Source organism: Sinomonas sp. RB5 (assembly GCF_054063535.1).
In genome coordinates this window covers 1-18,974 of record NZ_JBSSGJ010000018.1, presented here as the reverse complement: position 1 = coordinate 18,974, position 18,974 = coordinate 1, and the positions used below count along the sequence as shown (strand labels likewise).

The window sequence follows — 18,974 nt, the reverse complement described above, 5'->3', positions numbered from 1 at the left end:
CGAAGTTCAAGTGCGTGACTCGGCTGCATCAAGCACACTGCCGCTTCCTTGGCCGTTGTGCGCCAGAATGAATTCTCGATAGATGACCAATTCAAGCGGCCATTACGTGAGTATTTCGGCCAAGTGGACAACCCGCTCAGATCCCATATGGGCGCGTCGAATCTCACGCTCGGCGAGTCCGGGCGAGCAGCTTCCCAAGGAAGGATCCGGAGGACGTCGAGGTTCGGGGCGAATCTTGTGGAGTCCCAAGGCCTGATTTCGCTGGCTGGGTTTGCGCTGCTCATCAGACGCTTCTCTCATTCGGGCCAATCGGAAGCGGGGATGGCGCGGCCTCGTCGAGGACGGACCGAGCACGCTGAATTGCGGTTTCGCTGAATGCGGGCAGTATTCTTGTGGTGAGCTGCACCCATGCGGGTGCGTAGACCCGGATCCACTCAGCCTGGGACACCCCGGCCGCTTGGTCTTCAAGGAACTCCTTGAGCAGGAGCAGAGCAGGGAGTTTCGATGTGGTGATGACCGCTAGCGGGCAGACAAGACAGGTCCATACGCTCGCTTGGCAGAACTGGCCGCGAGGTGTGAATGGCGAACTGTAAGGGTCGCGGCAAATGGCGCCGAACATGTCTCGCGACCCCAGGCTCGAGGGCGGCGACTGGAGCCTCAGCAGTTCGTTGTTGTCCACAAGGTCAGAGAGTTCTCCATCCTCGGCTGTGACGATTTCCGCGAGGCTTGCACGCCGCAGCAGGTCCTTCTGTGCGCTGGCGACCGTATCGGCGACGTCGTCTGCGTCGGCGGATGCCGTGAGGTAATCATCGCCTTCGATTCGTGGGCTGTGATTCGGATCGATTGCTGTGGATCCGTTCCACGCTTTTTGCTTCCGAACATGGTATGTCGTACGCAGCCGGCTCAAATCGAGCGACATCTCCGAACCAGAGTCGTCGACAAGCTTGTGCCGAGCAATGAATGCCTGTCGCCATTTTCGGAACTTGAATTCGCTGAACCGGACTACGTCAATTGAAGCATCCGGGTACGAGCAGAGCCAGAACCGATCGGAATCGAGCTCATTCCTGGCTGTGGCGGTCAAGGCCAGCCAGCGGTCAATCAGGCCGATGGCACCCCAGGGCCCGGCAGAATGAAAATTTCTCACCTCGGCCCCGTGGCCCCGGCGCTTTCGGTACTGGATCCGCACGTCGCGTTCCCCCTCCCGGCGAATATCGTCAAGGCGGAGCCGTTCGAGCCCTTCCGAAGGGATGCCTGTCTCTAGGCCGAGCAGTATGCGAAAGGCGAATGCGACGCCCGTGCCGGGGGTCCTGGGAGTATCCCGGTCAGATCGCCCGCCGCGGTCCGGTCGTGTGCTGATTCCCGGGTTGTAGTCGAGAATCTCTTGTTTGCACGCCGAGATGATCCGATCGTATTCCGGACGCGTATAGGCAACGTGGTGACCCCTTGATCGTGGCACCGTGCTGACACAGTTCCCATCGAGATATTCCACTACGCCCTGATTCAAAGGGCCGCAGAATTCCAGAGTGTGGCTTTCTCGGAGAAGTCCGCGCAGCATCCATTCGGAAGTCTTGGTCTCGTTGCCTGCAAAGCCATACAGGTGGTCAACGGTGAGGTCCCGCAGATTCCCCTCGAATCCTTTCCCGTGCAGCCATCGACTGAAGCGGGAGATCGTGTTGCGGTAGTGCTTCGCAGTCCACAATGTCTTGATTTCGCCGTCGGCATTTGTCGACGCGAGAAGGCTGCGTGCGAGAGCCTCCACGATCGCTGGGCACGGCAGATGGCCGAGTCCAATACGCTTGGTTTCGTCCCCTTCGAAGGAGAGGATAAGGCCGAGAGGATCCGCGACGAGCCGGTGCTCTCCGGGGATCAGGAGATCCATCGCAGGTCCTCAGTTTCGCCCTCGTCCGCTAGTAGGGCCAGTTCGGCGTCCGAGAGAATTGTGTCTGGGTCCTGGAGGCTGAGGTATATTTCGGTGGTTTGGACGCTTTTGTGTCCTAGCATGTCGCGGACGATGAGGAGCGGGTCGTTGCGCCGGAGGATCGCCATCAGCATCGGGTCAGTTCCCGCGACTTTCGCCAACTTCTCCGCTCGGGACATCGCGGCCCGAGTGAGAAGGTTCAGCGTCTCGATGGCGAACGTGTGGCGCAGCGTGTGCGGGGTCACGTCGGGGAATCGGGGATCGAATTGCCGGCATCGCTTCACGGCCGTGTCGAACGCGTAGCGCCAGCTGTTCTCACCGAGTGGGGAACCGGCTCGCCCTCTGAAGAGGAGGGCGCTCCCACCGTCGGGGCTCACGAGCCTGCGCCGCTGGCTGATCGTGAGCCTGTGCCATTCGACGCGGGAGCCGTTCAGCAGTCCGCTGTGGCTGCTCGGCTCGCTGACGTATAGAGGGTTCGAGGGCCTCCACTGGGTTGCGCCAAGTGACCGTTCGAGAGCCGCGTAGTCGTGCACCGCGTCCAACGCTCCGCTCGAGGCCCACGTTGTGCGTTCGCGAGCCCCCTTGGCAATCTGCGGCGATACGCGAAGGGCGACGAAGTCACCGAAGAGCGGAGCCGACTGCGGTACCTCCCACAGGAGCAGGTTTGAAAATTCCTGCCTTCGCAGGCCAGAGGACCGCACGAGCGCGGCCACGGCGCGATTCCTTGCTGCCGTCCGTCCGCCGAACGCCGGATCGGGAGTGCCATCGGGAAGCTTTCCCCCGAGCCCCACCTCGATGAACAGATCAGCGAAGTCCGGGCTGAGGCTTCTTATCGAGGCCGCCCGACTGCCTGTCTTCGATCGGGCCTGATTCTTCTCAACCGTCTGTCCGGCGAGCGGACCTGTGCTGACGTACGCCGAGCGGTACCGAAACGGACGGGTGCGGACAAGGTTTTCCTCAACCGCCCAGCCATAAAAGTTCTCCATCGCCGAGATGGTGCGGTTCCAGGCACGAGGGCCCAGCTGGCCAGGTGCTCCCGAAGGACCGCCTTCAAGACGCTCCCGGCGGAAGTCGGCGACATCGCGCGTGAGAGTCCGATGCTTATCGAGCACTGCATGTCCCCGGCTCTGGAGGAACCGAGCCCAAGAAAGCATGTCGTCGGCATAGCTGTCCCAAGTCCTTCTCGAATGGCAACCGCGTTCTGGAAGCGCCCGGAGCCAAGCATTCAACTCGCCCACGGGCTCGAACGAATCATCAAGGAAGAACGGCAACCCGAGAGGCAGCGCTGGTGCCGGTTGGCTAGGCAGCTCCGACGTATGAGAGGGATCAAAACGGAACTTCCTCATGCGACCTCGCAGAGTTGGTCAACAGGGTCACCGCAAACCTGTGGTGTAGATCACATCAGGCTACTTCGCGTTCGGCTATGCCGCCCGCATCGACCCGCCAATTCGTGCAGAAACCTAGATGCCGTTCCCGGAGGCGAGTTTCCCCGCCGGAGTGCGAGAGCGCGAAACTCTGGGCGGTCCCGCGGTGGCTGTTACACGGCGAGAGTCTGCACCTAACTGTCTTGTAAACAGAGGGTCGCCGGTTCGAATCCGGCAGGGGGCTCCACGAACCCCCCTCTCACCTGCGGAAACGCGGATCAGAGAGGGGTTTTCCTATGCTTCGGCCACCCAAGTCTCCCATTTACTCACCCACTTTCGACGACGGATCTCTCCGACGTCTGTCGGGGTCACCCACAATGGCGGGGAGAGCTCCTCGGCTCACCGCACACATGGCGTTCATGATCGAAAACACGAACGTTCGACAGATCCGGCGCGAAGACCTCCCCGAGCTCCTCCTGACCCGTGCGGAAGCCGCCGCGTATCTCGGCCTGTCCGTGAAGCGGCTCGCCAACCTCGCCTGCCTCGGCCGCGGGCCTCGTTACCGGAGGTTCCCGTGCGGAAGCGTCAGGTACGAGTGGAGTGACCTTCAGACGTGGGCGGCTTCGGCGCGGAAGGCAGCCTGATGGCCCGACCAAGGCTCGAGCCGGGCCAGCACGGCGAGATCGAGGTCAGCTCGAAGAAGAACGCCAAAGGAAAGTACCGGGCTCGCGCTCGGTACCGGGATGACAGCGGCAAGCGGCTGGACGTCACCTCAGAGAAGGGAACAAAGGGGGAGGCCCGCGCCGAAGTCCAACGGAAGCTGGCCAGACTCCGTGAGGGGGCAGAGCCACCGAAACCTCCGACTGTCGCTGAGGTCGTGTGGGACTGGTGGGAGCACAAGCCACTGAAGAAGGTCGACCCTGTGGCTGGCATTCTTGAGCAGACAAAGAGCGGCTACTGCGAGGTCATCCGGCGGTCTGTCGTCCCCCTGTGGGGCGGCCTGCCGGTCGACCGACTGACGGCGGGCAGGCTGCAGGACGAACTGAACAGTATGGTCGCGGGCGGAACCAAGTACACCGAGGCCAAGCACGTTCTGACCATCATGTCCCAGGCACTGCAGCGGGCCGTGCTCAATGATCTGGTACCGCAGAACGTGGCGCGGGAGTGCACGGCGCCGAGGAAGAAGAAGACGCCGCCTAGGTCTCTTCGAACGGACGAGCTACTCGCAGTGCGCCAAGCTGCCCGGACATGGCAGTTCGGCGGCTCGAAGTTCGGTCCGTCGAGGTCTGAGTACCTCGCCGACGTGATCGAGTGCCAGCTGGGGCTCGGAATGAGGATCGGGGAAGCGCTCGCGCTGAAGTTCGAGGACGTGGACTGGGAGTCCAACCAAGTCCGGATACATTCGACGCTCGTTGAGAGACGGGCGATGACCCTCAAGGATGGGGCCAAGGTGCCCGGCTGGTTCGGGTACCAGCCGTTCACCAAGTCAGGGGAGGGGAAGGAGCGGATCGTCGAAGCTCCTAGTTTCGTGATGGAGGTCCTGCTCCGGAGGCTGACCGCCTCTCCGACCCTCAATCAGTACAACTCTGTATTCGTCACCCGCAAGGGCACATGGGTGCGCCCCAATTCGGTCCGGAACCATCTCCGGGCGGCGCTCAAACAATCGGCGCTCGAGATAGATCTTGACTGGTTCACGCCCCATGATCTCCGGGCCACGGCTCTGACTGCTATCGCAAGAGCCGTGGACGCCGAAGCCGCGGCTGAGTTCGCCGGGCACAGCGATCCCGCAATCACCCGAGAGCACTACATCGAGCCGGAAGCGGCTCGGCCGATCCTGCGGGCAGCGATCCTGGATCAGTTCGCGCAGCAGTCGTGGACTGCGATGGGTGTCTAGAGCGCCTCCCGCGCCCGTGGAGGAGGTGGATCGGCTCAGCTCTGTCTTGCCTGCCCGGCGGACAAAAAGGGCCCAAGAGGGCCTTCTGTAATAAAAAATAAAATGCTACCGTCTGTGGCGTACACCACTTCCTGCCACGGAGGCTATCCATGAACGACTCAACGGCGAGTGCATCGAATGAGCTGGAACTCACTGAGGAGGACCTGTCCCCGGCTGTGACCCCCGCCCGTGAAAGGCGGCGGGTGATGGTCTCCAGCCTGATCGGCGCCCTAATCGAGTGGTACGACTTCTACCTCTACGGGATCGCTTCGGCGGTCGTGTTTAACGTGCTGTTCTTCCCACAGTTCGACTCGGCGATCGGGACCCTGCTGGCCTTCACCACACTCGCTGTCGGCTTCTTCGCCCGGCCGCTGGGAGGGGCCATCTGGGGGCACTTCGGCGATCGGGTGGGCAGGAAGCAGATGCTGGTCCTTTCGATCATCGCCATGGGCGCGGGGACGCTCGCGATGGGCCTGCTGCCCACGTATGCGCAGATCGGGATGTGGGCGCCGGTGCTCCTTCTCCTGCTCCGCCTGGTCCAAGGGATCGCGTCGGGCGGGGAATGGAGTGGTGCTGTGCTGATGGCCATGGAGCACGCCCCGGAGAAGCGAGGCCTCTCTAGCAGCTTCCCGCAGATGGGCCTCACGGGCGGAATCCTCGTCGCCGACGGCGCCTTCGCGCTCGTTGCCCTTCTACCGAAGCCGGAGCTCCTCGCGTGGGGTTGGCGGCTCCCGTTCCTCTTCTCTGCGGTCCTGGTGGTCGTGGGCTTGTGGATCCGGCTCGGGGTGAGTGAGAGCCCAGTGTTCCTCGCGGCACAGAGGAAGGCCGCCCTCGGCGACAGCGGAGCGACTTCCACCAGGGCCCCGCTTGTCGAGGTCTTCCGACGCCCGCGGACCCTCATCGTGACGGTCCTCCTGGTGAACGGCCCCTTTGCCGTCAGCGCCGCCTACCTGACCTTCGCCGCCTCGTACGGGCTCCAGACGGGCTTCACTGCCTCCCAGATGCTCAATGCCTCGCTGATTGCCGCGGCGCTCGGTGTGCTCGGGCAGCCGGTCTTCGGCATGTGGTCGGACTCGATCGGGCGGAAGAAGGTCGTGGCGATCGGGCTCCTCATGCAGGTCGTCGGATCATGGCTCCTCTTCGATCAGATGAACCGAGGCAGTGTCGCGGGCATGTACTGGTCCATGGCCTTCATCGCGACTGCCCACGCCGCCTGCTACAGCCCGCTCGCCGCCTGGCTCGGGGAGCTGTTCCCGACCCACCTGCGGTACACCGGCTCGTCCATGGGCTACCAGATCGCCGGCTCGCTCGGCGGCGGTCTGACCCCCGCCATCTGCTCAGCCCTGCTGCTATGGGCGGGCGGCGGCCACAACTCGATCCTCGTCGTCGCCTACATGGCCGCAACCAGCCTGCTCTCGCTCGTCGGCGTCCGGATGGCCAGAGAGACGCACAAGGAAAGCCTGTAGACCAAGTCGTCCGTCCGCGCTCATGGCGCCGAACCGAACGCAGAAACGAAGAAGGAGAGTCATGACGATAACGTCCCAGGCCGCGCCACAGGTAGCCAGCGGATCCAAGCTCGGGGTCATCGACGTTGATTTCCACCCCATGCCCCTGCCGACCGACCCCCAGGTGGCGGACCACCTGCCCCAGAAGTGGCGCGATTACATCAGCCGATACGGCCTGGGCGCGATGGGCGGCGGAGTCTTTCCCTCCCAGCGGGAGTTCACCCATCGGCTGGACGCCCTCGATGAGAACGGCCGTGTCGGCGTCGACCCGTATCTGGCTGTGGAGCAGGTCCTGGACCTGTACGACATGACAGCAGCCGTGCTGACCTGCCCGCAGACCTACATCATCACCAACGGCGGGGCGAACATGCCTCACCGTTTGGCCACCGCCCTCTACCGCGCCTACAACGACGCCCTCGCCCACACCTGGTGCGGGGCCGACGACCGCTTCCGCGCCTCGGTCACCGTCGCGCGCGACATCCCGGGAGGGGAGAAGGAGATTGTGCGCTGCAAGGAGGGGGAATTCGGAGACAAGTTCGTTCAGGTACTCATGTCGCCCTCGGGGCAGGATCCCATTGGCAAACAGCGGTACTGGCCGATCTTCGAAGCCTGCCAGCACTACGGCATCCCGCTGTCCTTCCATGTCCCCGGTATGGGCCGCCAGCCCACCGGCGCAGGTCGGCAGAACTTCTATGCCGAAACGCACGCCGCTTTCGGCGTGCTGCCGCTGGCCATGGTGCCCAGCCTGATCTTCGAGGGAGTCTTCGACCGGTTCCCGGGGCTGAAGATCGCCGTCTTGGAAATGGGCTGGGACTGGGTCGCCCCCTTCAGCTGGCGGCTCGACGCCGTGTGGGAGAAGCTACGCGACGAGCTACCGCACCTTCAGCGCAGGCCTTCGGACTACCTCCGCGAGCACTTCTGGTTCAGCACCCAGCCCTTGGAGGAGCCTGAGCGTCCGGACCAGACCGAGGACGTCTTCCGCATGTTCGAGGAGTCCGGCTTCGCAGACCGGCTCATGTTCTCCTCGGACTACCCGCACTGGGACTTCGATTCCCCCTATGAGTCCGTCCCCGAATCCTTCCCGGAAGACCGCCGCCGCAGGATCCTGGGGCAGAATGCCAGCCGGCTATACGGCATCCCGCTTCGCGAGAACAGCGGGCTGCCGTCGCCCAACGCGGGGCGGTGACGCGTATGGCTGTCAAGGACCGACTGGCGGCGCAGCGGCTCGCTGCAATCCTCAACTACGAGGACGCGAGGCAGGCCGCACGACGTCGACTTCCCCGGGCCGTGTTCGACTACGTAGACGGCGGGGCCGAGGACGAGGTCACACTGAAGCGCAACACCCAGGGCTTCCGGGATCTCGCATTCGAACCACGCGGTGCCGTGTGGGTGTCGGAGCCAGAGCTGAGCACGCGGGTGCTCGGGCTTGACTTGTCGATGCCCGTGCTGACGGCGCCCTGCGGTGGGATGCGCCTGGTCCACCCTGAGGGCGACTTGGGCATCGCGGCCGCCGCCTCTGGCGCCGGGATCGCGCACGTGGCCACCTCCGCCTCGGGCTTCAGCCTTGAGGAAATCGCCCAGACTCCAGGGCCGCAGTGGTTCCAAGCCTACCGATTCTCCAACCAGGAGGCCATGAAGACGTTGGTCCGCCGCGCAAAGGCCGCGGGATTCGAGGGACTGGTCGCCACGATCGACACGAGCGTCTCGGGGAACCGGGAAAAGGACTTCCGCAACGGTTTCAGCTACAACATGCGCATCAACCTCGCTAACGCGGCGCGGATGGCCCCGCAGATGAGCACCCGCCCGGGATGGGTCTTCCGATACGTCCGGGACGGGATGCCCTTCCAGTTGCCCAACACCGCGGACCTGACCGTGGACGGCAAGCCTATGGAACTGACCGAGATGATCCGCACCGGCAGGGACTCCCATTCGCCCTCCTGGGAGGACATCGCGTGGATGCGCGCAAACTGGGACGGCCCACTGGTCGTCAAGGGCATCCTCGGCGTCGCCGACGCCCTGAGGGCAATGGAGTCGGGGGCCGACGGAATCATCGTCTCCAACCACGGCGGCCGCCAGCTCGACGGTGCTCCCGCGTCCATCGCCGTGCTGCCCCGCATCGCAGAAGCGGTCGGAAGCCAGATGGAGGTCATCCTGGACAGCGGGGTGCGTCGCGGCAGCGATGTCCTCAAGGCCGTCGCTCTCGGTGCCAAGGCCGTGTTGGTGGGCCGGCTCCCGGCCTGGGGGCTGGCCACGGCAGGCCAAGCAGGCGTAGCCCACTCCTTGGAGATCTTGCGCGCCGAGATGGTCAGGACCATGCGCCTCCTGGGCTGTTCCTCGGTCCACCAGCTGGATCCCTCCTGGCTGGTCGAGGTCGGCGACGTCGCCGCTGCAACGTCCCTTCTAAAGAAAGCGAACGCACAGTGAGCCAGGATCAAGCTTCCGCAAAGCGACCCCAGAAGTTCGTTGTGGCCCGCGTCCAAGACATCCCGGAAGGAGAACGCCTCATCGTCGATGTCGGCGGTCGGGAAGTGGGGGTGTTCAATATCCGCGGCACGTTCTACGGGATGCTCAACCGCTGCCCGCATGTCGGCGGCCCGCTCTGCCGAGGACAGCTGGTCAACACGGTCACCTCCACCGGTCCGGGGCAGATCATGCTGGACGATTCCGAGGACCTGCTCACCTGCCCGTGGCACAACTGGGAATTCGACATCAAGACCGGCCAGTCCTACTGGGACCCCAAGCATATGCGGGCACGCCCCTTCGCCGTGGACGTCCAGCACGGATGCGAGGTGGCCGAACAGGTCGAGAGCGGGACTCTCGGGCGCATCAAGGGCCCCTACCAGGCAGAGACCGTCGAAGTCACCGTCGAATCGGACTACGTGGTCCTCTCCCTCCGGCCCCAACGCCGGGGACAGGCCCCCAGCGCGGGCGCCTGCGCCCCGCCTGAACAGAGTATCGAAGAGAAAGCAGAGGTTGTCCGATGACCACCGCCCTCCTGTCCGGCACCGCGCGCAGCGCGTTGTGGTCCGGATCCGTTATCGACTGCGACGTCCACGCCAACGTCCCCTCGATCGAGACCCTCTTCGACTACATGGACCCGGTATGGGTCCAGGGGACTATCGAGCGGGGATGGCACGGGCCCATCGGCCCGCGGTTGAGCTACCCGCCCGGCGCGGCCACGACGGCCCGTGAAGAGTGGCGGCCCGGCGGGGCGGAGCCGGCCTCCGAACTCGCCTTCCTCCAGAAGGACATCCTCGACCCGTGGCAGGTGGAGCGGGCGGTGCTGAACTGCTACTACGGCGTCGACTCTCTGCGGCACCCGGACTGGGCGGCGGCGCTGGCCAGCTCGGTCAACGACTGGCTGATCGCCGAGTGGCTGGAGAAGGACCCCCGTCTCGCGGCCTCCCTGGTCATCCCGGCTCGAGACCCCCAGGCTGCCGCGGCCGAGATCGACCGGGTCGGCTCCCACCCGGGGTTCGTCCAGGTGATGCTCCCGGTGCGCTCCGAGCGCCTCTACGGGCAGCGGGTCTTTCACCCCATCTACGAGGCAGCGGTCCGGAACGGCCTCGTGGTCGGCCTTCAGTGGGGTGGCACCACCGAGGACGCGCCCTCGCCCACCGGCTACGCCTCCTGGTATGCGGAGGAATACGCCGCCGAGACCCAGGTCTATCTGGCACAGCTGACCAGCATGGTCTTCGAGGGCGTCTTCCAGAAGTTTCCCCAGCTGCGCGTGTCCGTCATGGAAGGCGGCTTTAGCTGGGTGCCCATGTGGGGATGGAGCATGAACAAGAAGTGGAAGGGCCTCCGCCGCGAAACACCCTGGGTGGACCGCCTGCCGCTGGAGATCGTCCGCGACCACGTCCGCTTCTCCGTCGCCCCTGCCGACCTTGGCCCGAGGGAGCACTCGGAACGGATCATCGAATGGCTCGGCTCCGAGGACATGCTCATGTTCGCCACCGACTACCCGCACCGCCACGACGACCGGATCGAGGAGCTGCTGGAGATCGTCCCGGAGACCATGCGCCCGAAGCTGATGTCCGAGAACGCGCGGAACTGGTACCGGCTGTGAGTGCCGGCCGACACAGCAGGCTAAGGCGCATCCTCGGCGAGGGAGGCACCGCCGTCGGCCTCTCCTGCGCCCTGGGCAGCGCCCAGATCGCCGAGGAATTCGCCCTCGCTGGCTTCGACTTCGTCTACATCGACCAGCAGCATGGGCTGACGCCCCAGCACACGCTCCTCGAGATGCTCCGCGCCATTGCCCGCAGCGACACGACACCGCTCGTGCGCGTCGCCCGCAACGATTCCGCTCTCATCGGGCAGGCTCTGGACGCGGGTGCCGAGGGAGTCATCGTCCCGATGGTCAACACCGCTGCGGAGGCCTCCCGTGCAGCCCGGGCCTGCAGGTACCAGCCGCTGGGCCAGCGGAGCTGGGGGCCGATCCGCGCCGCCCACGGACTGGGCACAGACCCGGAGCACGTCAACCGGGAGGTCCTCTGCTTCGTCATGATCGAAACCGCCGAAGGCCTCTCCAACGTGGACCAGATCGTCGATACCCCCGGGGTGGACGGGGTCTACCTTGGGCCCGCGGACTTGGCTGTCAGCCTTGGAGGCGCCCCACTGAGCTTCGACCAAGCGGTCGACCCCCGCCACCTCGAGGCCATCGCCGCAATCCGCCAGGCCTGCACCTCATCGGGACGGATCGCAGGCATCAGCGGCGACCCAGAACGGCTGGCTGCGGAAGGCTTCCGGATGATCACGGCGGGGATGGACCTCTCGCTGATCCGCACTTCGCTCGCCGGGATCCTAAGGCCCCAGCCCATCGCGTCGACACGCTAAATCAACGACTCACCGTGAAAGGCACCACCATGACAATGATCGAAACCGCCCGCGGACCCGTCCCGATCGAGGACCTCGGCGCGACCCTCACCCACGAGCACCTCTTCACGAAGAATCCCGAAATCGAGCAGAACTACCCTGACCCCGAATGGGACGAAGAGGTCTTCGTTCAGAAGGCCGTCGACGGCCTGAATGCCCTCGCCGCCAAAGGCATCCGGACAGTGGTTGACCTGACCGTTCCCGGCCTCGGCCGCTACATACCCCGGGTTCAGAGAGTCGCGGCCGCGGTGGATCTGAATATCGTCGTTGCCACCGGGTTCTACACCTTCAAGGACCTGCCCACCTTCTTCCAGACTCACGGACCGGGACGCATGGTCGAGGGCCCCGACCCTCTCGAGGAATTCTTCATCCGCGACATCAAGGAAGGCATCGCCGATACCGGGGTGAAGGCCGCGATGATCAAGGTCGCCACCGACGAGTACGGCATCACCCCGGACGTGGACCGGGTCATGCACGCCGCCGCAACAGCCCATCAGGAGACGGGGGCGACGATCACCACTCACACCCACGCCGAACACTTCACTGGACGCGACCAACAGAAGTACTTCCAGACCCACGGCGTCCCGCTGGAACACCTCGTGATCGGTCACTGCGGCGACAGCACCGACATCAACTACCTCCGCGAGATCATGGACAACGGGTCCACGGTCGGACTGGACCGGTTTGGCATGGAGCAGGTCCTGCCCGACGAGCAGAGGATCGACACTCTCGTGAAGCTCTGCGAGCTCGGCTACGCGGACAGGATCACTCTCTCCCATGACGCGGGCTTCTTCAGCATCAACACCCCACCGTCCTGGAGGGCCAAGAACGCCCCCAACTGGCACCACGCCAACATCTCCGACCGTATCCTTCCGGCCATCCGTCAGCGCGGGGTTTCGGAGGAGACGATCCACCAGATCATGGTCACCAACGCCGCCCGCGTAGTCACAGGACGACGCGGCTGAGCAGGCCACCCGGACCAAGGAAAGGCAATCCGACATGCCCAAGATCTACTACCATCACGCCTCCGGTGACACCGACGTCATTGAGGCCGTCCCAGGAGCTTCGGTTATGCGCGCCGCCATCTCCCACGGCGTCAGCGGGATCATCGGCGAGTGCGGGGGTCAGGCCATGTGTGCGACCTGCCACGTCTACGTCCGCGACGAATACATCGGCCTGCTGCCTGAGATGGGCGAGGACGAGGACGAGATGCTAGACGTGACATCCTCTCCCCGCGACTCGATCCGCTCACGGCTCGGCTGCCAGATCAAGATGGGGCCCACCCTCGAAGAGATCGCCGTCGACCTTCCCCTCACTCAGGGGGAAGCGTGAGCGGCGTCGTCATAATCGGGGGCGGCCACGCCGGCATTCAGGTCGCAGACTCCCTCAGGTCCGAGGGGTTCCAAGGCCCTATCACGATCTTCTCCGACGAGGAGCATCTGCCATATCAGCGTCCACCTCTGTCAAAGGACTTCATGGGGGACGTCACAGCAGCTGCTCCGCTCCCGCTACGGGCAGCGCGGTTCTTCGCCGAAAAGGACATCACCCTCCAAACGGGCACAAGGGTAACGGCCATTGACCCCGCCGAGCGCACCGTCAGCATCGAGTCGGGATCGGCAGTGTCCTACTCTTCACTCGTTCTCGCCACAGGAGCACGGAACCGCGAACTCGCCGTCGAGGGAGCCGACCTTGCCGGCGTCCACTACCTGCGCACGCTCGATGACGCCTCAGCGCTGCAGGCGGAGCTCGGGCGGGCTCGAAGGGTAGTGGTGATCGGCGCCGGATTCATCGGCCTGGAGTTCGCAACAGCCGCCCGTCAGCGCGGCACTGACGTTACCGTGCTCGAGATGGGCCCCAGACCGATGGCTCGCGTGCTCTCGGTCCCCATGTCGGACTTCTTCACCCGCACCCACGAGCACAGCGGCATCCGATTCCGCTTCGGAGCAGGCGTCTCCCGCCTTCGAGGCAGGGACGGCCGCGTCGAGGGCGTGGTCGGAAGCGATGGATGTAACTACCCGGCCGATGTCGTCCTCGTCGGGATCGGCGTCATTCCGAACACCGAACTGGCGGCAGAAGCCGGACTCGACGTCGGCAACGGGATTACGGTCGACGGACGCTTGCAGACCAGCGATCCCCACATCTACGCCATCGGCGACTGCGCAAACTATCCCAACCTGCACGCCGGGTCCACCCTGCGCCTCGAATCCGTGCAGAACGCAGTCGACCACGCCAAGAGTCTGGCTAAGACCATCGCGGGATCACCCACGGCGTACACAGAACTCCCTTGGTTCTGGTCCCAGCAGGGACCGGTGAGACTCCAGATCGCGGGCATCATCCGCAGCAGCGACGAGACCGTAGTCCGCGGCGACATCGGGACCGGAAAATTCTCCATCTACTGCTTCCGTGAGGAAAAGCTCGTGGGAGTCGAATCGGTCAACAACCCCTCCGACCACGTCGCCGCCCGGAAACTCCTCGAACACGGTATCGGGCTCACCCCAACCCAGGCGGCCGACCTCGAATTCGATGTCCGAGCGCATTCCCGACGGGAACTGCAGGCAACTGCGTCCAGTACTTGACGACATCCTACAAACCGCCGGAGGTCGCCGAGGCATCGCTGCCCGGCGGCCTTCGGCGGTTTGCCGCCGGCGAGAACGGGCGGATTCAGAGAATGCTCCCCACCTCCGGAGCGGTCGACGGCTCGGACCAGAACGAGAGCGTATCGAGCCAGCGAACGAGTAGATCCCCGGTGCTGGAGAAATGGTGGCGCATCAGCTGGCGAGCACCCTCTTGGTCCCCGAGCTCAATGCAATCGATGATCGGCGTATGGCCTTCGCGGTTGATCTCAGCCCAGCCCGGTACCGAATGGAAGGATGAATCAAAGCGCAAGGGCACTAGGCGCCGCGCCGCATCTGCGAACCACAGCAGCTTCGGTGCATCGGCCATCTCATGGACCGCCGAATGCAGTTCGGCGTTCAGCCCAAGCGCATCGCTCGTGTGGTGGTCCTCGAGGCTGCGGAGACGCCCGTCAAGGCCCCGCAGAGCTGACAAACCCTCCGGCGTGACTCGCGCAGCTGCACGAGCGGCCAGCTCTCCCTCCGCCACAGCCCACATGAAGTAGGTATCCACTACGTTGTCGCGCCGAATCGGCATGACCTGGAACCCGCGATTGGGCTGGTGCGCCACCCAGCCGTCCTGCGCAAGCATGAGAAGAGCCTCCCGAACAGGGGTCAAGCTCATCTCGAGCTTCTCGGCCAGAGGTGCCAGCCGCAGGGTCTCGCCGGGTCGGGCCTCCCCGGTCATGATCAACTCCCGGATGGCCGCGGCGACTTCCTGCCCCATCAATTCACGTTTGCCCTGCCTCATCTTTATATTTTATCAGCTTTGCCTTTCGATTCTGAGGCCTGATTAGCGGACCGAGGCGGACCCGAGTTCGCACGGGCCCGTCGTGCGCCGAGAATTATCCTCATCGGAAGATCGGAGCGGCCAAGGGCTGGCCAACGGGTGCGGCCAGCCCTTGACGCCAGTTTGTCAGCGAGCGATCAGCCTGGGGCTCGTAAGTGCTGCGATAGCCGCAGCGGCCCCCCAGGCGACTTCGTCGAGCGTCGCCTTCATCTTCTCGTGGTGCAGCACTGCGACCGACTGGTCCTCTCCGGCGCTGAAGACGAGCGTGACCCGTTTGCCATTGCTCCACATGGAGCAGCCGAGGCCGAGGTCGCCTGCGTAGAGGACGGCGGACTTGCCGAGCTCCCAGAGCCACGGCTCGGCGTCCGCGTCGACCGGCCGCTGCATGGCGTCGGACGGGATCCCCTGAGTGCGCGACTTGGACTTCATGCCGTCGTAGACGCGCCGGTGTTCCGGGGTGGCGTTGCGCGGTGCGATCGCGGAGCACTCCCACAGGGCGGGGCCGGCCCGGAGGATTGCGGTGGCTGCTTCGTCGAAGAGCTTATTGAGGATCATGTGGCCCTCGGACGTCGGGATCGTGAGAAGCGCCGTGTGCCGTGTGCCGCTGATCTTCAGCCCGAGGTCTTCGGTGTCCAGGTCATCGCGCGCGATCTGGATTGCGGCCGCCATTCGCGCTTCGGCGATGAACATGGTCGCCTTCATGACCGTGATTGCAGCTTCTACCTCGGTGCAGTCGTCGAATGACGCCCCGAGGCGGTCGAGGATGGCATCTGCCTTCCTCTCGACTTCGGCGCTGACGCCCTTCCATGTCTCGGTTGGGATGCCGTACACAGCAGTCCTCTTTTCTCTAGTTCTGAGTCTTGCGTACTCCCATGTGTGCGGCAGGTCGTTGGTGTCTCCACACGCTGCGCGGGGAGAATCAGTGGAGGAAGCGACGTAGCGCCCCGGCCGGACTCCCCACCCGAGGGACGGCCAGCTCGAGGCGGGGTCAGGCGAGAGGACTCAGGCTGGAACTGGGAGGATCTGGCTGACGGTGTAGTGGGCGCCGGCCCGGGCGAGGCGGGGCACGATGAAGGACTCCACCGTCTCGTGGCTGAGCTCCACACCGGTCCAGGCGCGGCCGGTGCGCTCGGCGACGGCCAGGGTGGTGCCGGACCCGGCGAACGGGTCGAGGACGAGGTCGCCGGGGTCGGTCGCGGCGAGGATGAACCGCTCGAGCAGGCCTTCGGGTTTGGGGGTGTCGAACCCGCGGGAGCCGCCGAAGATGGCGACGTTCTCGGCGTGGGCGTCCTCGTTGGTGGGCGCCCCGTTGACCCGGAACGACTGCAGGTTGGTCAGGACCTTCCCGTGGGACTCCTGGGACAGGTAGGAGGGGCGCAGCAGCGGCTTGGGGGCGATGATCGCGCCCGGGGTCTGGGCCATCTTGTCCAGGGCGGCCTGCTGGTACCGGAACGGGCCGGTCATCCGGAACGAGCTGGCGTTGGTGCCGCCGGTGATCTCGATGTCGTCGAGCAGCTCGGAGGCGATGGTGCGGGTGTCCATGCGCCCGGCGGGAAGGACCTGGTCCTCGAACCCGAAGGTCACGGACCCGGCCGGGAAGGTCAGGACGGCTTCCTTGGAGGAGCCGTTGTGGAAGGGGATCCGCTTGCCGGCCTGGGTGGCCGAGTGCACGAGCGGGGCCATCCGGGCCCGGTCCTTGGCGTAGACGAGGATGTGGTCGGTGACGTCGGCCAGGTGGGCGTGCAGGAACGAGGCCCGGTTCTTCTTCTCCCACACGATGGTGCCGACGTAGTTGTGGTCGCCGAAGACGTCGTCGAGGAGGCACCGGACGCGGTGGATGTGCCGGTCGTCGAGGTGGACCCAGACGGACCCGTCCGGGCGGAGGGCGGCGTGGACACCGGTCAGGATGGCCTCGAGCATGGCCAGCCACTCCTGCAGCGGCGCGGAGTCCTTGTAGTGGCTCGTCCGGTACTTGCCTGTGTTGTACGGGGGGTCCAAGTAGGCCATCCGGACGCTTGAGCGGAGGGACGGGTCCGAGAGAGCTGATGCAGCTTGGCCGACTATCAGCCGGTTCAACCGAAATCCTTACTCTGCGCTGTCGCCACGGCTCAACGTTAGACATGTACGACAGCTCAGGCGAATCCGGGTCAGGCAAAAGGGGTGCCGAGTACTCAATGGAGCTGCGGGAAGCGCAACACTGACGGTTTTTCAATGACGATGTGGTGCTTGCCGAGGTCGACGGAGCCTGCGATCCCTTGGTCGCTGCCGTGAGCCCCGTCGGCCCAACAAAGGATCCGTTCGTGCCTAGAGCCGACCCGCCCGACAAGTTTGCTCGCGCACTCCTGCGTGCGCTTCGTCCCGGACTCAACTTGCCACTGACCCCAAAGCGGAAGCGCGCAGTCGCCAACGGCGTCCTGTATAGGCGGCGAGGAACTTCCCGACCGAAGGAGCCTCGGCTGTAAACCACCGACACGGTGGTGGTCCCGGGCCTGGGGCCGGTGCACCCGTCTACCTGGGAGGCCCGGTTCGAGGACGTCCTGCGGTCCGTGACCGCAGAGACCGCACCAGACGGTGTCGGGGCGGGGGAGGGTGAGTCGTGCTCGTCCTGACCCGTAAGCCCGGCCAGAAGATCATGGTCGGGGCCGACATCGTCATCACGGTCCTGGAGGACAAGGGCGAGGACGGGATCCGCATTGGCATCGAGGCGCCCCGCCACGTGTCGATCAAGCGCGAGGAGATCCACACCGCCGTCTCCGAGGCGAACATGGCGGCCACGGGCGCTCGAGCAGAGGACCTGCTGAATGGGCTCGGCCTTCAGGACCCTGCCTTACGGCCTTAGGACCCCTGACCGGTGAGCGTCGTCCAGACGCCGAGGGTGCCGGCGACGGCCATGACGGCCGCCGTTGCCCAGCCGATGGCGGCGGCGGTCTTGCCGTTGGCGTAGTTGCCCATGATCTTCCGGTCACCGGAGACGAGCATGGTCACGATCAGGAATGGGGCTGCGGCGATGCCGTTGATGACGGCGACGAAGACCAGCAACTTGATGGGGTCGTCCAGGGCGAGGGCGAGGAGGATGCCGCCGAGAATGCCGACCCCGAGCAGGGCGTAGAACACCCTGGCGTTGCGGGGGTTGCGGTCGAATCCCCATCGTGTCCCGAGCAGGCCGGCGAGCCCGACCGAGGCCGAGCCGGCCAGGACGGGGATGGCCAGGAAGCCGGCACCGATGAAGCCGATGGAGAACAGGGCCTTGGCCGCGGGACCGGCGACGGGCTCGAGGGCCTTGGCCGCGTCGGCTGCGCTGCTGATCTGTGTGCCGTTCCTCCCGAGGGTCGCGGCACTGGCCGCCATGATCGCGAACATGACCAGCACGGAGAAGCCCATGCCGGTGAAGACATCCGTTCGGGCGGCCCGGAGCTTCTGGCGCGCAGCCCAGTCGTCCCGGTAGGGGAGAGCGACCGCTTCGCGGCCGCCGAGGTCTTGGGCGCGCATCTCCTCGACGCGGTGGGCGGACTGCCAGAAGAACAGGTAGGGGGAGATGGTGGTGCCCAGGACGCCGACGAGGAGGCCGAGGTAGTCCCAGCTCCACCGGAACTGCAGACCCGCGAGCCCGGCGAGCACGTCGGCCCAGTCCACCTTGGCGACGAACAGGACCCCGACGTAGGCCAGCAGGGCGGCGCAGAGCCATTTGAAGACCTTCGCGATGACGGCGAAGGAGCCGGTCATCAGGGTCAGGGCGATGGCCACGCCTGCGATCGCGGCCCAGAGGTGGTCGGGGCCGGCCCCGAGGAGCTCCATGCCTTGGCCGATCGCCATCAGATCCGCGGCGATGTTCAGCGTGTTGGCCACGAGCAGGGCCGCGACCAGGATCCCGATCACGGTCCGTGGCTTCCGGGAGAACTTCCGCCGGATCAGCGTCCCCAGACTCTCCCCGGTGGCGAGGGCCGTCCGGTCGGAGATCTCCTGGGCCGCGATCATCA

The 18,974-nt window shown here is 65.2% G+C and carries 17 protein-coding genes; 11 read left to right on the top strand and 6 right to left on the bottom strand.

Annotated features, from left to right (window positions below):
• Positions 1–283: 283 nt before the first annotated feature.
• Positions 284–1,879, bottom strand: a complete 1,596-nt coding sequence (locus ACVWWH_RS17250) for a hypothetical protein (RefSeq protein ID WP_457317376.1) — start codon at positions 1,877–1,879, stop codon at positions 284–286.
• A complete protein-coding gene (locus ACVWWH_RS17245; protein WP_457317375.1) occupies positions 1,867–3,264 on the bottom strand; it encodes a tyrosine-type recombinase/integrase in 1,398 nt (465 codons plus the stop codon). Before ACVWWH_RS17245 ends, ACVWWH_RS17250 begins: the two co-directional genes overlap by 13 nt.
• A 631-nt stretch (positions 3,265–3,895) precedes the next feature.
• Between ACVWWH_RS17245 and ACVWWH_RS17240 the strand changes: the two genes are divergently transcribed.
• From ACVWWH_RS17240 to ACVWWH_RS17195, 10 genes are all read left to right on the top strand, one after another.
• Positions 3,896–5,176 (top strand): tyrosine-type recombinase/integrase, encoded by a 1,281-nt coding sequence (locus tag ACVWWH_RS17240; protein WP_457317374.1) that lies wholly within the window; start codon positions 3,896–3,898, stop codon positions 5,174–5,176.
• A 245-nt stretch (positions 5,177–5,421) separates the two neighbouring features.
• Entirely contained in the window at positions 5,422–6,681 is a 1,260-nt protein-coding gene (locus tag ACVWWH_RS17235; RefSeq protein ID WP_457317373.1) for an MFS transporter, read from the top strand.
• 61 nt (positions 6,682–6,742) lie between these two features.
• Positions 6,743–7,906: an amidohydrolase family protein gene (locus ACVWWH_RS17230; RefSeq protein ID WP_457317372.1), complete on the top strand. Its 1,164-nt coding sequence runs from the start codon at positions 6,743–6,745 to the stop codon at positions 7,904–7,906.
• A gap of 5 nt (positions 7,907–7,911) precedes the next feature.
• Positions 7,912–9,144, top strand: coding sequence for an alpha-hydroxy acid oxidase (locus ACVWWH_RS17225; RefSeq protein ID WP_457317371.1), 1,233 nt, complete (start codon positions 7,912–7,914; stop codon positions 9,142–9,144).
• Complete coding sequence (locus ACVWWH_RS17220) at positions 9,141–9,704, top strand: Rieske (2Fe-2S) protein (protein ID WP_457317370.1); 564 nt, start codon at positions 9,141–9,143, stop codon at positions 9,702–9,704. The genes ACVWWH_RS17225 and ACVWWH_RS17220 overlap by 4 nt, the downstream gene beginning before the upstream one ends.
• Positions 9,701–10,789, top strand: coding sequence for an amidohydrolase family protein (locus ACVWWH_RS17215; RefSeq protein WP_457317369.1), 1,089 nt, complete (start codon positions 9,701–9,703; stop codon positions 10,787–10,789). The genes ACVWWH_RS17220 and ACVWWH_RS17215 overlap by 4 nt, the downstream gene beginning before the upstream one ends.
• Complete coding sequence (locus tag ACVWWH_RS17210; protein ID WP_457317368.1) at positions 10,786–11,556, top strand: HpcH/HpaI aldolase family protein; 771 nt, start codon at positions 10,786–10,788, stop codon at positions 11,554–11,556. Before ACVWWH_RS17215 ends, ACVWWH_RS17210 begins: the two co-directional genes overlap by 4 nt.
• Positions 11,557–11,591: 35 nt before the next feature.
• The gene (locus tag ACVWWH_RS17205; RefSeq protein WP_457317367.1) at positions 11,592–12,560 is read left to right on the top strand and encodes a phosphotriesterase family protein; all 969 of its coding nucleotides are present in this window, start codon (positions 11,592–11,594) and stop codon (positions 12,558–12,560) included.
• A 34-nt stretch (positions 12,561–12,594) separates the two neighbouring features.
• The gene (locus tag ACVWWH_RS17200; RefSeq protein ID WP_457317366.1) at positions 12,595–12,927 is read left to right on the top strand and encodes a 2Fe-2S iron-sulfur cluster-binding protein; all 333 of its coding nucleotides are present in this window, start codon (positions 12,595–12,597) and stop codon (positions 12,925–12,927) included.
• Positions 12,924–14,171 (top strand): NAD(P)/FAD-dependent oxidoreductase, encoded by a 1,248-nt coding sequence (locus ACVWWH_RS17195; RefSeq protein ID WP_457317365.1) that lies wholly within the window; start codon positions 12,924–12,926, stop codon positions 14,169–14,171. The genes ACVWWH_RS17200 and ACVWWH_RS17195 overlap by 4 nt, the downstream gene beginning before the upstream one ends.
• Before the next feature lie 85 nt (positions 14,172–14,256).
• On the opposite strand, the gene ACVWWH_RS17190 is transcribed toward ACVWWH_RS17195, so the two are convergent.
• The 3 genes from ACVWWH_RS17190 to ACVWWH_RS17180 form a co-directional block, all read right to left on the bottom strand.
• Positions 14,257–14,958: a GntR family transcriptional regulator gene (locus ACVWWH_RS17190; RefSeq protein ID WP_457317364.1), complete on the bottom strand. Its 702-nt coding sequence runs from the start codon at positions 14,956–14,958 to the stop codon at positions 14,257–14,259.
• Between the two features lie 165 nt (positions 14,959–15,123).
• The gene (locus ACVWWH_RS17185; RefSeq protein ID WP_457317363.1) at positions 15,124–15,828 is read right to left on the bottom strand and encodes a hypothetical protein; all 705 of its coding nucleotides are present in this window, start codon (positions 15,826–15,828) and stop codon (positions 15,124–15,126) included.
• 171 nt (positions 15,829–15,999) lie between these two features.
• Positions 16,000–17,004: a DNA methyltransferase gene (locus ACVWWH_RS17180; protein WP_457317362.1), complete on the bottom strand. Its 1,005-nt coding sequence runs from the start codon at positions 17,002–17,004 to the stop codon at positions 16,000–16,002.
• Between the two features lie 589 nt (positions 17,005–17,593).
• On the opposite strand from ACVWWH_RS17180, the gene ACVWWH_RS17175 reads away from it, so the two are divergent.
• Positions 17,594–17,836 (top strand): carbon storage regulator, encoded by a 243-nt coding sequence (locus ACVWWH_RS17175; protein WP_457317361.1) that lies wholly within the window; start codon positions 17,594–17,596, stop codon positions 17,834–17,836.
• Here ACVWWH_RS17175 and ACVWWH_RS17170 read toward each other — a convergent pair.
• Positions 17,833–18,974: Nramp family divalent metal transporter (locus ACVWWH_RS17170; RefSeq protein WP_457317360.1), on the bottom strand; the 1,142-nt coding region annotated here is incomplete at its 5' end. The two genes, ACVWWH_RS17175 and ACVWWH_RS17170, sit on opposite strands and share 4 nt — an antisense overlap.

Excerpts from the sequence above, each read along its gene's own strand:
- ACVWWH_RS17250 (WP_457317376.1), bottom strand. The coding sequence starts at position 1,879 with ATGGATCTCCTGATCCCCGGAGAGCACCGGCTCGTCGCGGATCCTCTC.
- ACVWWH_RS17245 (WP_457317375.1), bottom strand. The coding sequence starts at position 3,264 with ATGAGGAAGTTCCGTTTTGATCCCTCTCATACGTCGGAGCTGCCTAGC.
- ACVWWH_RS17200 (WP_457317366.1), top strand. The coding sequence starts at position 12,595 with ATGCCCAAGATCTACTACCATCACGCCTCCGGTGACACCGACGTCATT.
- ACVWWH_RS17215 (WP_457317369.1), top strand. The coding sequence starts at position 9,701 with ATGACCACCGCCCTCCTGTCCGGCACCGCGCGCAGCGCGTTGTGGTCC.
- ACVWWH_RS17230 (WP_457317372.1), top strand. The coding sequence starts at position 6,743 with ATGACGATAACGTCCCAGGCCGCGCCACAGGTAGCCAGCGGATCCAAG.
- ACVWWH_RS17235 (WP_457317373.1), top strand. The coding sequence starts at position 5,422 with ATGGTCTCCAGCCTGATCGGCGCCCTAATCGAGTGGTACGACTTCTAC.
- ACVWWH_RS17225 (WP_457317371.1), top strand. The coding sequence starts at position 7,912 with ATGGCTGTCAAGGACCGACTGGCGGCGCAGCGGCTCGCTGCAATCCTC.
- ACVWWH_RS17190 (WP_457317364.1), bottom strand. The coding sequence starts at position 14,958 with ATGAGGCAGGGCAAACGTGAATTGATGGGGCAGGAAGTCGCCGCGGCC.
- ACVWWH_RS17180 (WP_457317362.1), bottom strand. The coding sequence starts at position 17,004 with ATGGCCTACTTGGACCCCCCGTACAACACAGGCAAGTACCGGACGAGC.
- ACVWWH_RS17205 (WP_457317367.1), top strand. The coding sequence starts at position 11,592 with ATGATCGAAACCGCCCGCGGACCCGTCCCGATCGAGGACCTCGGCGCG.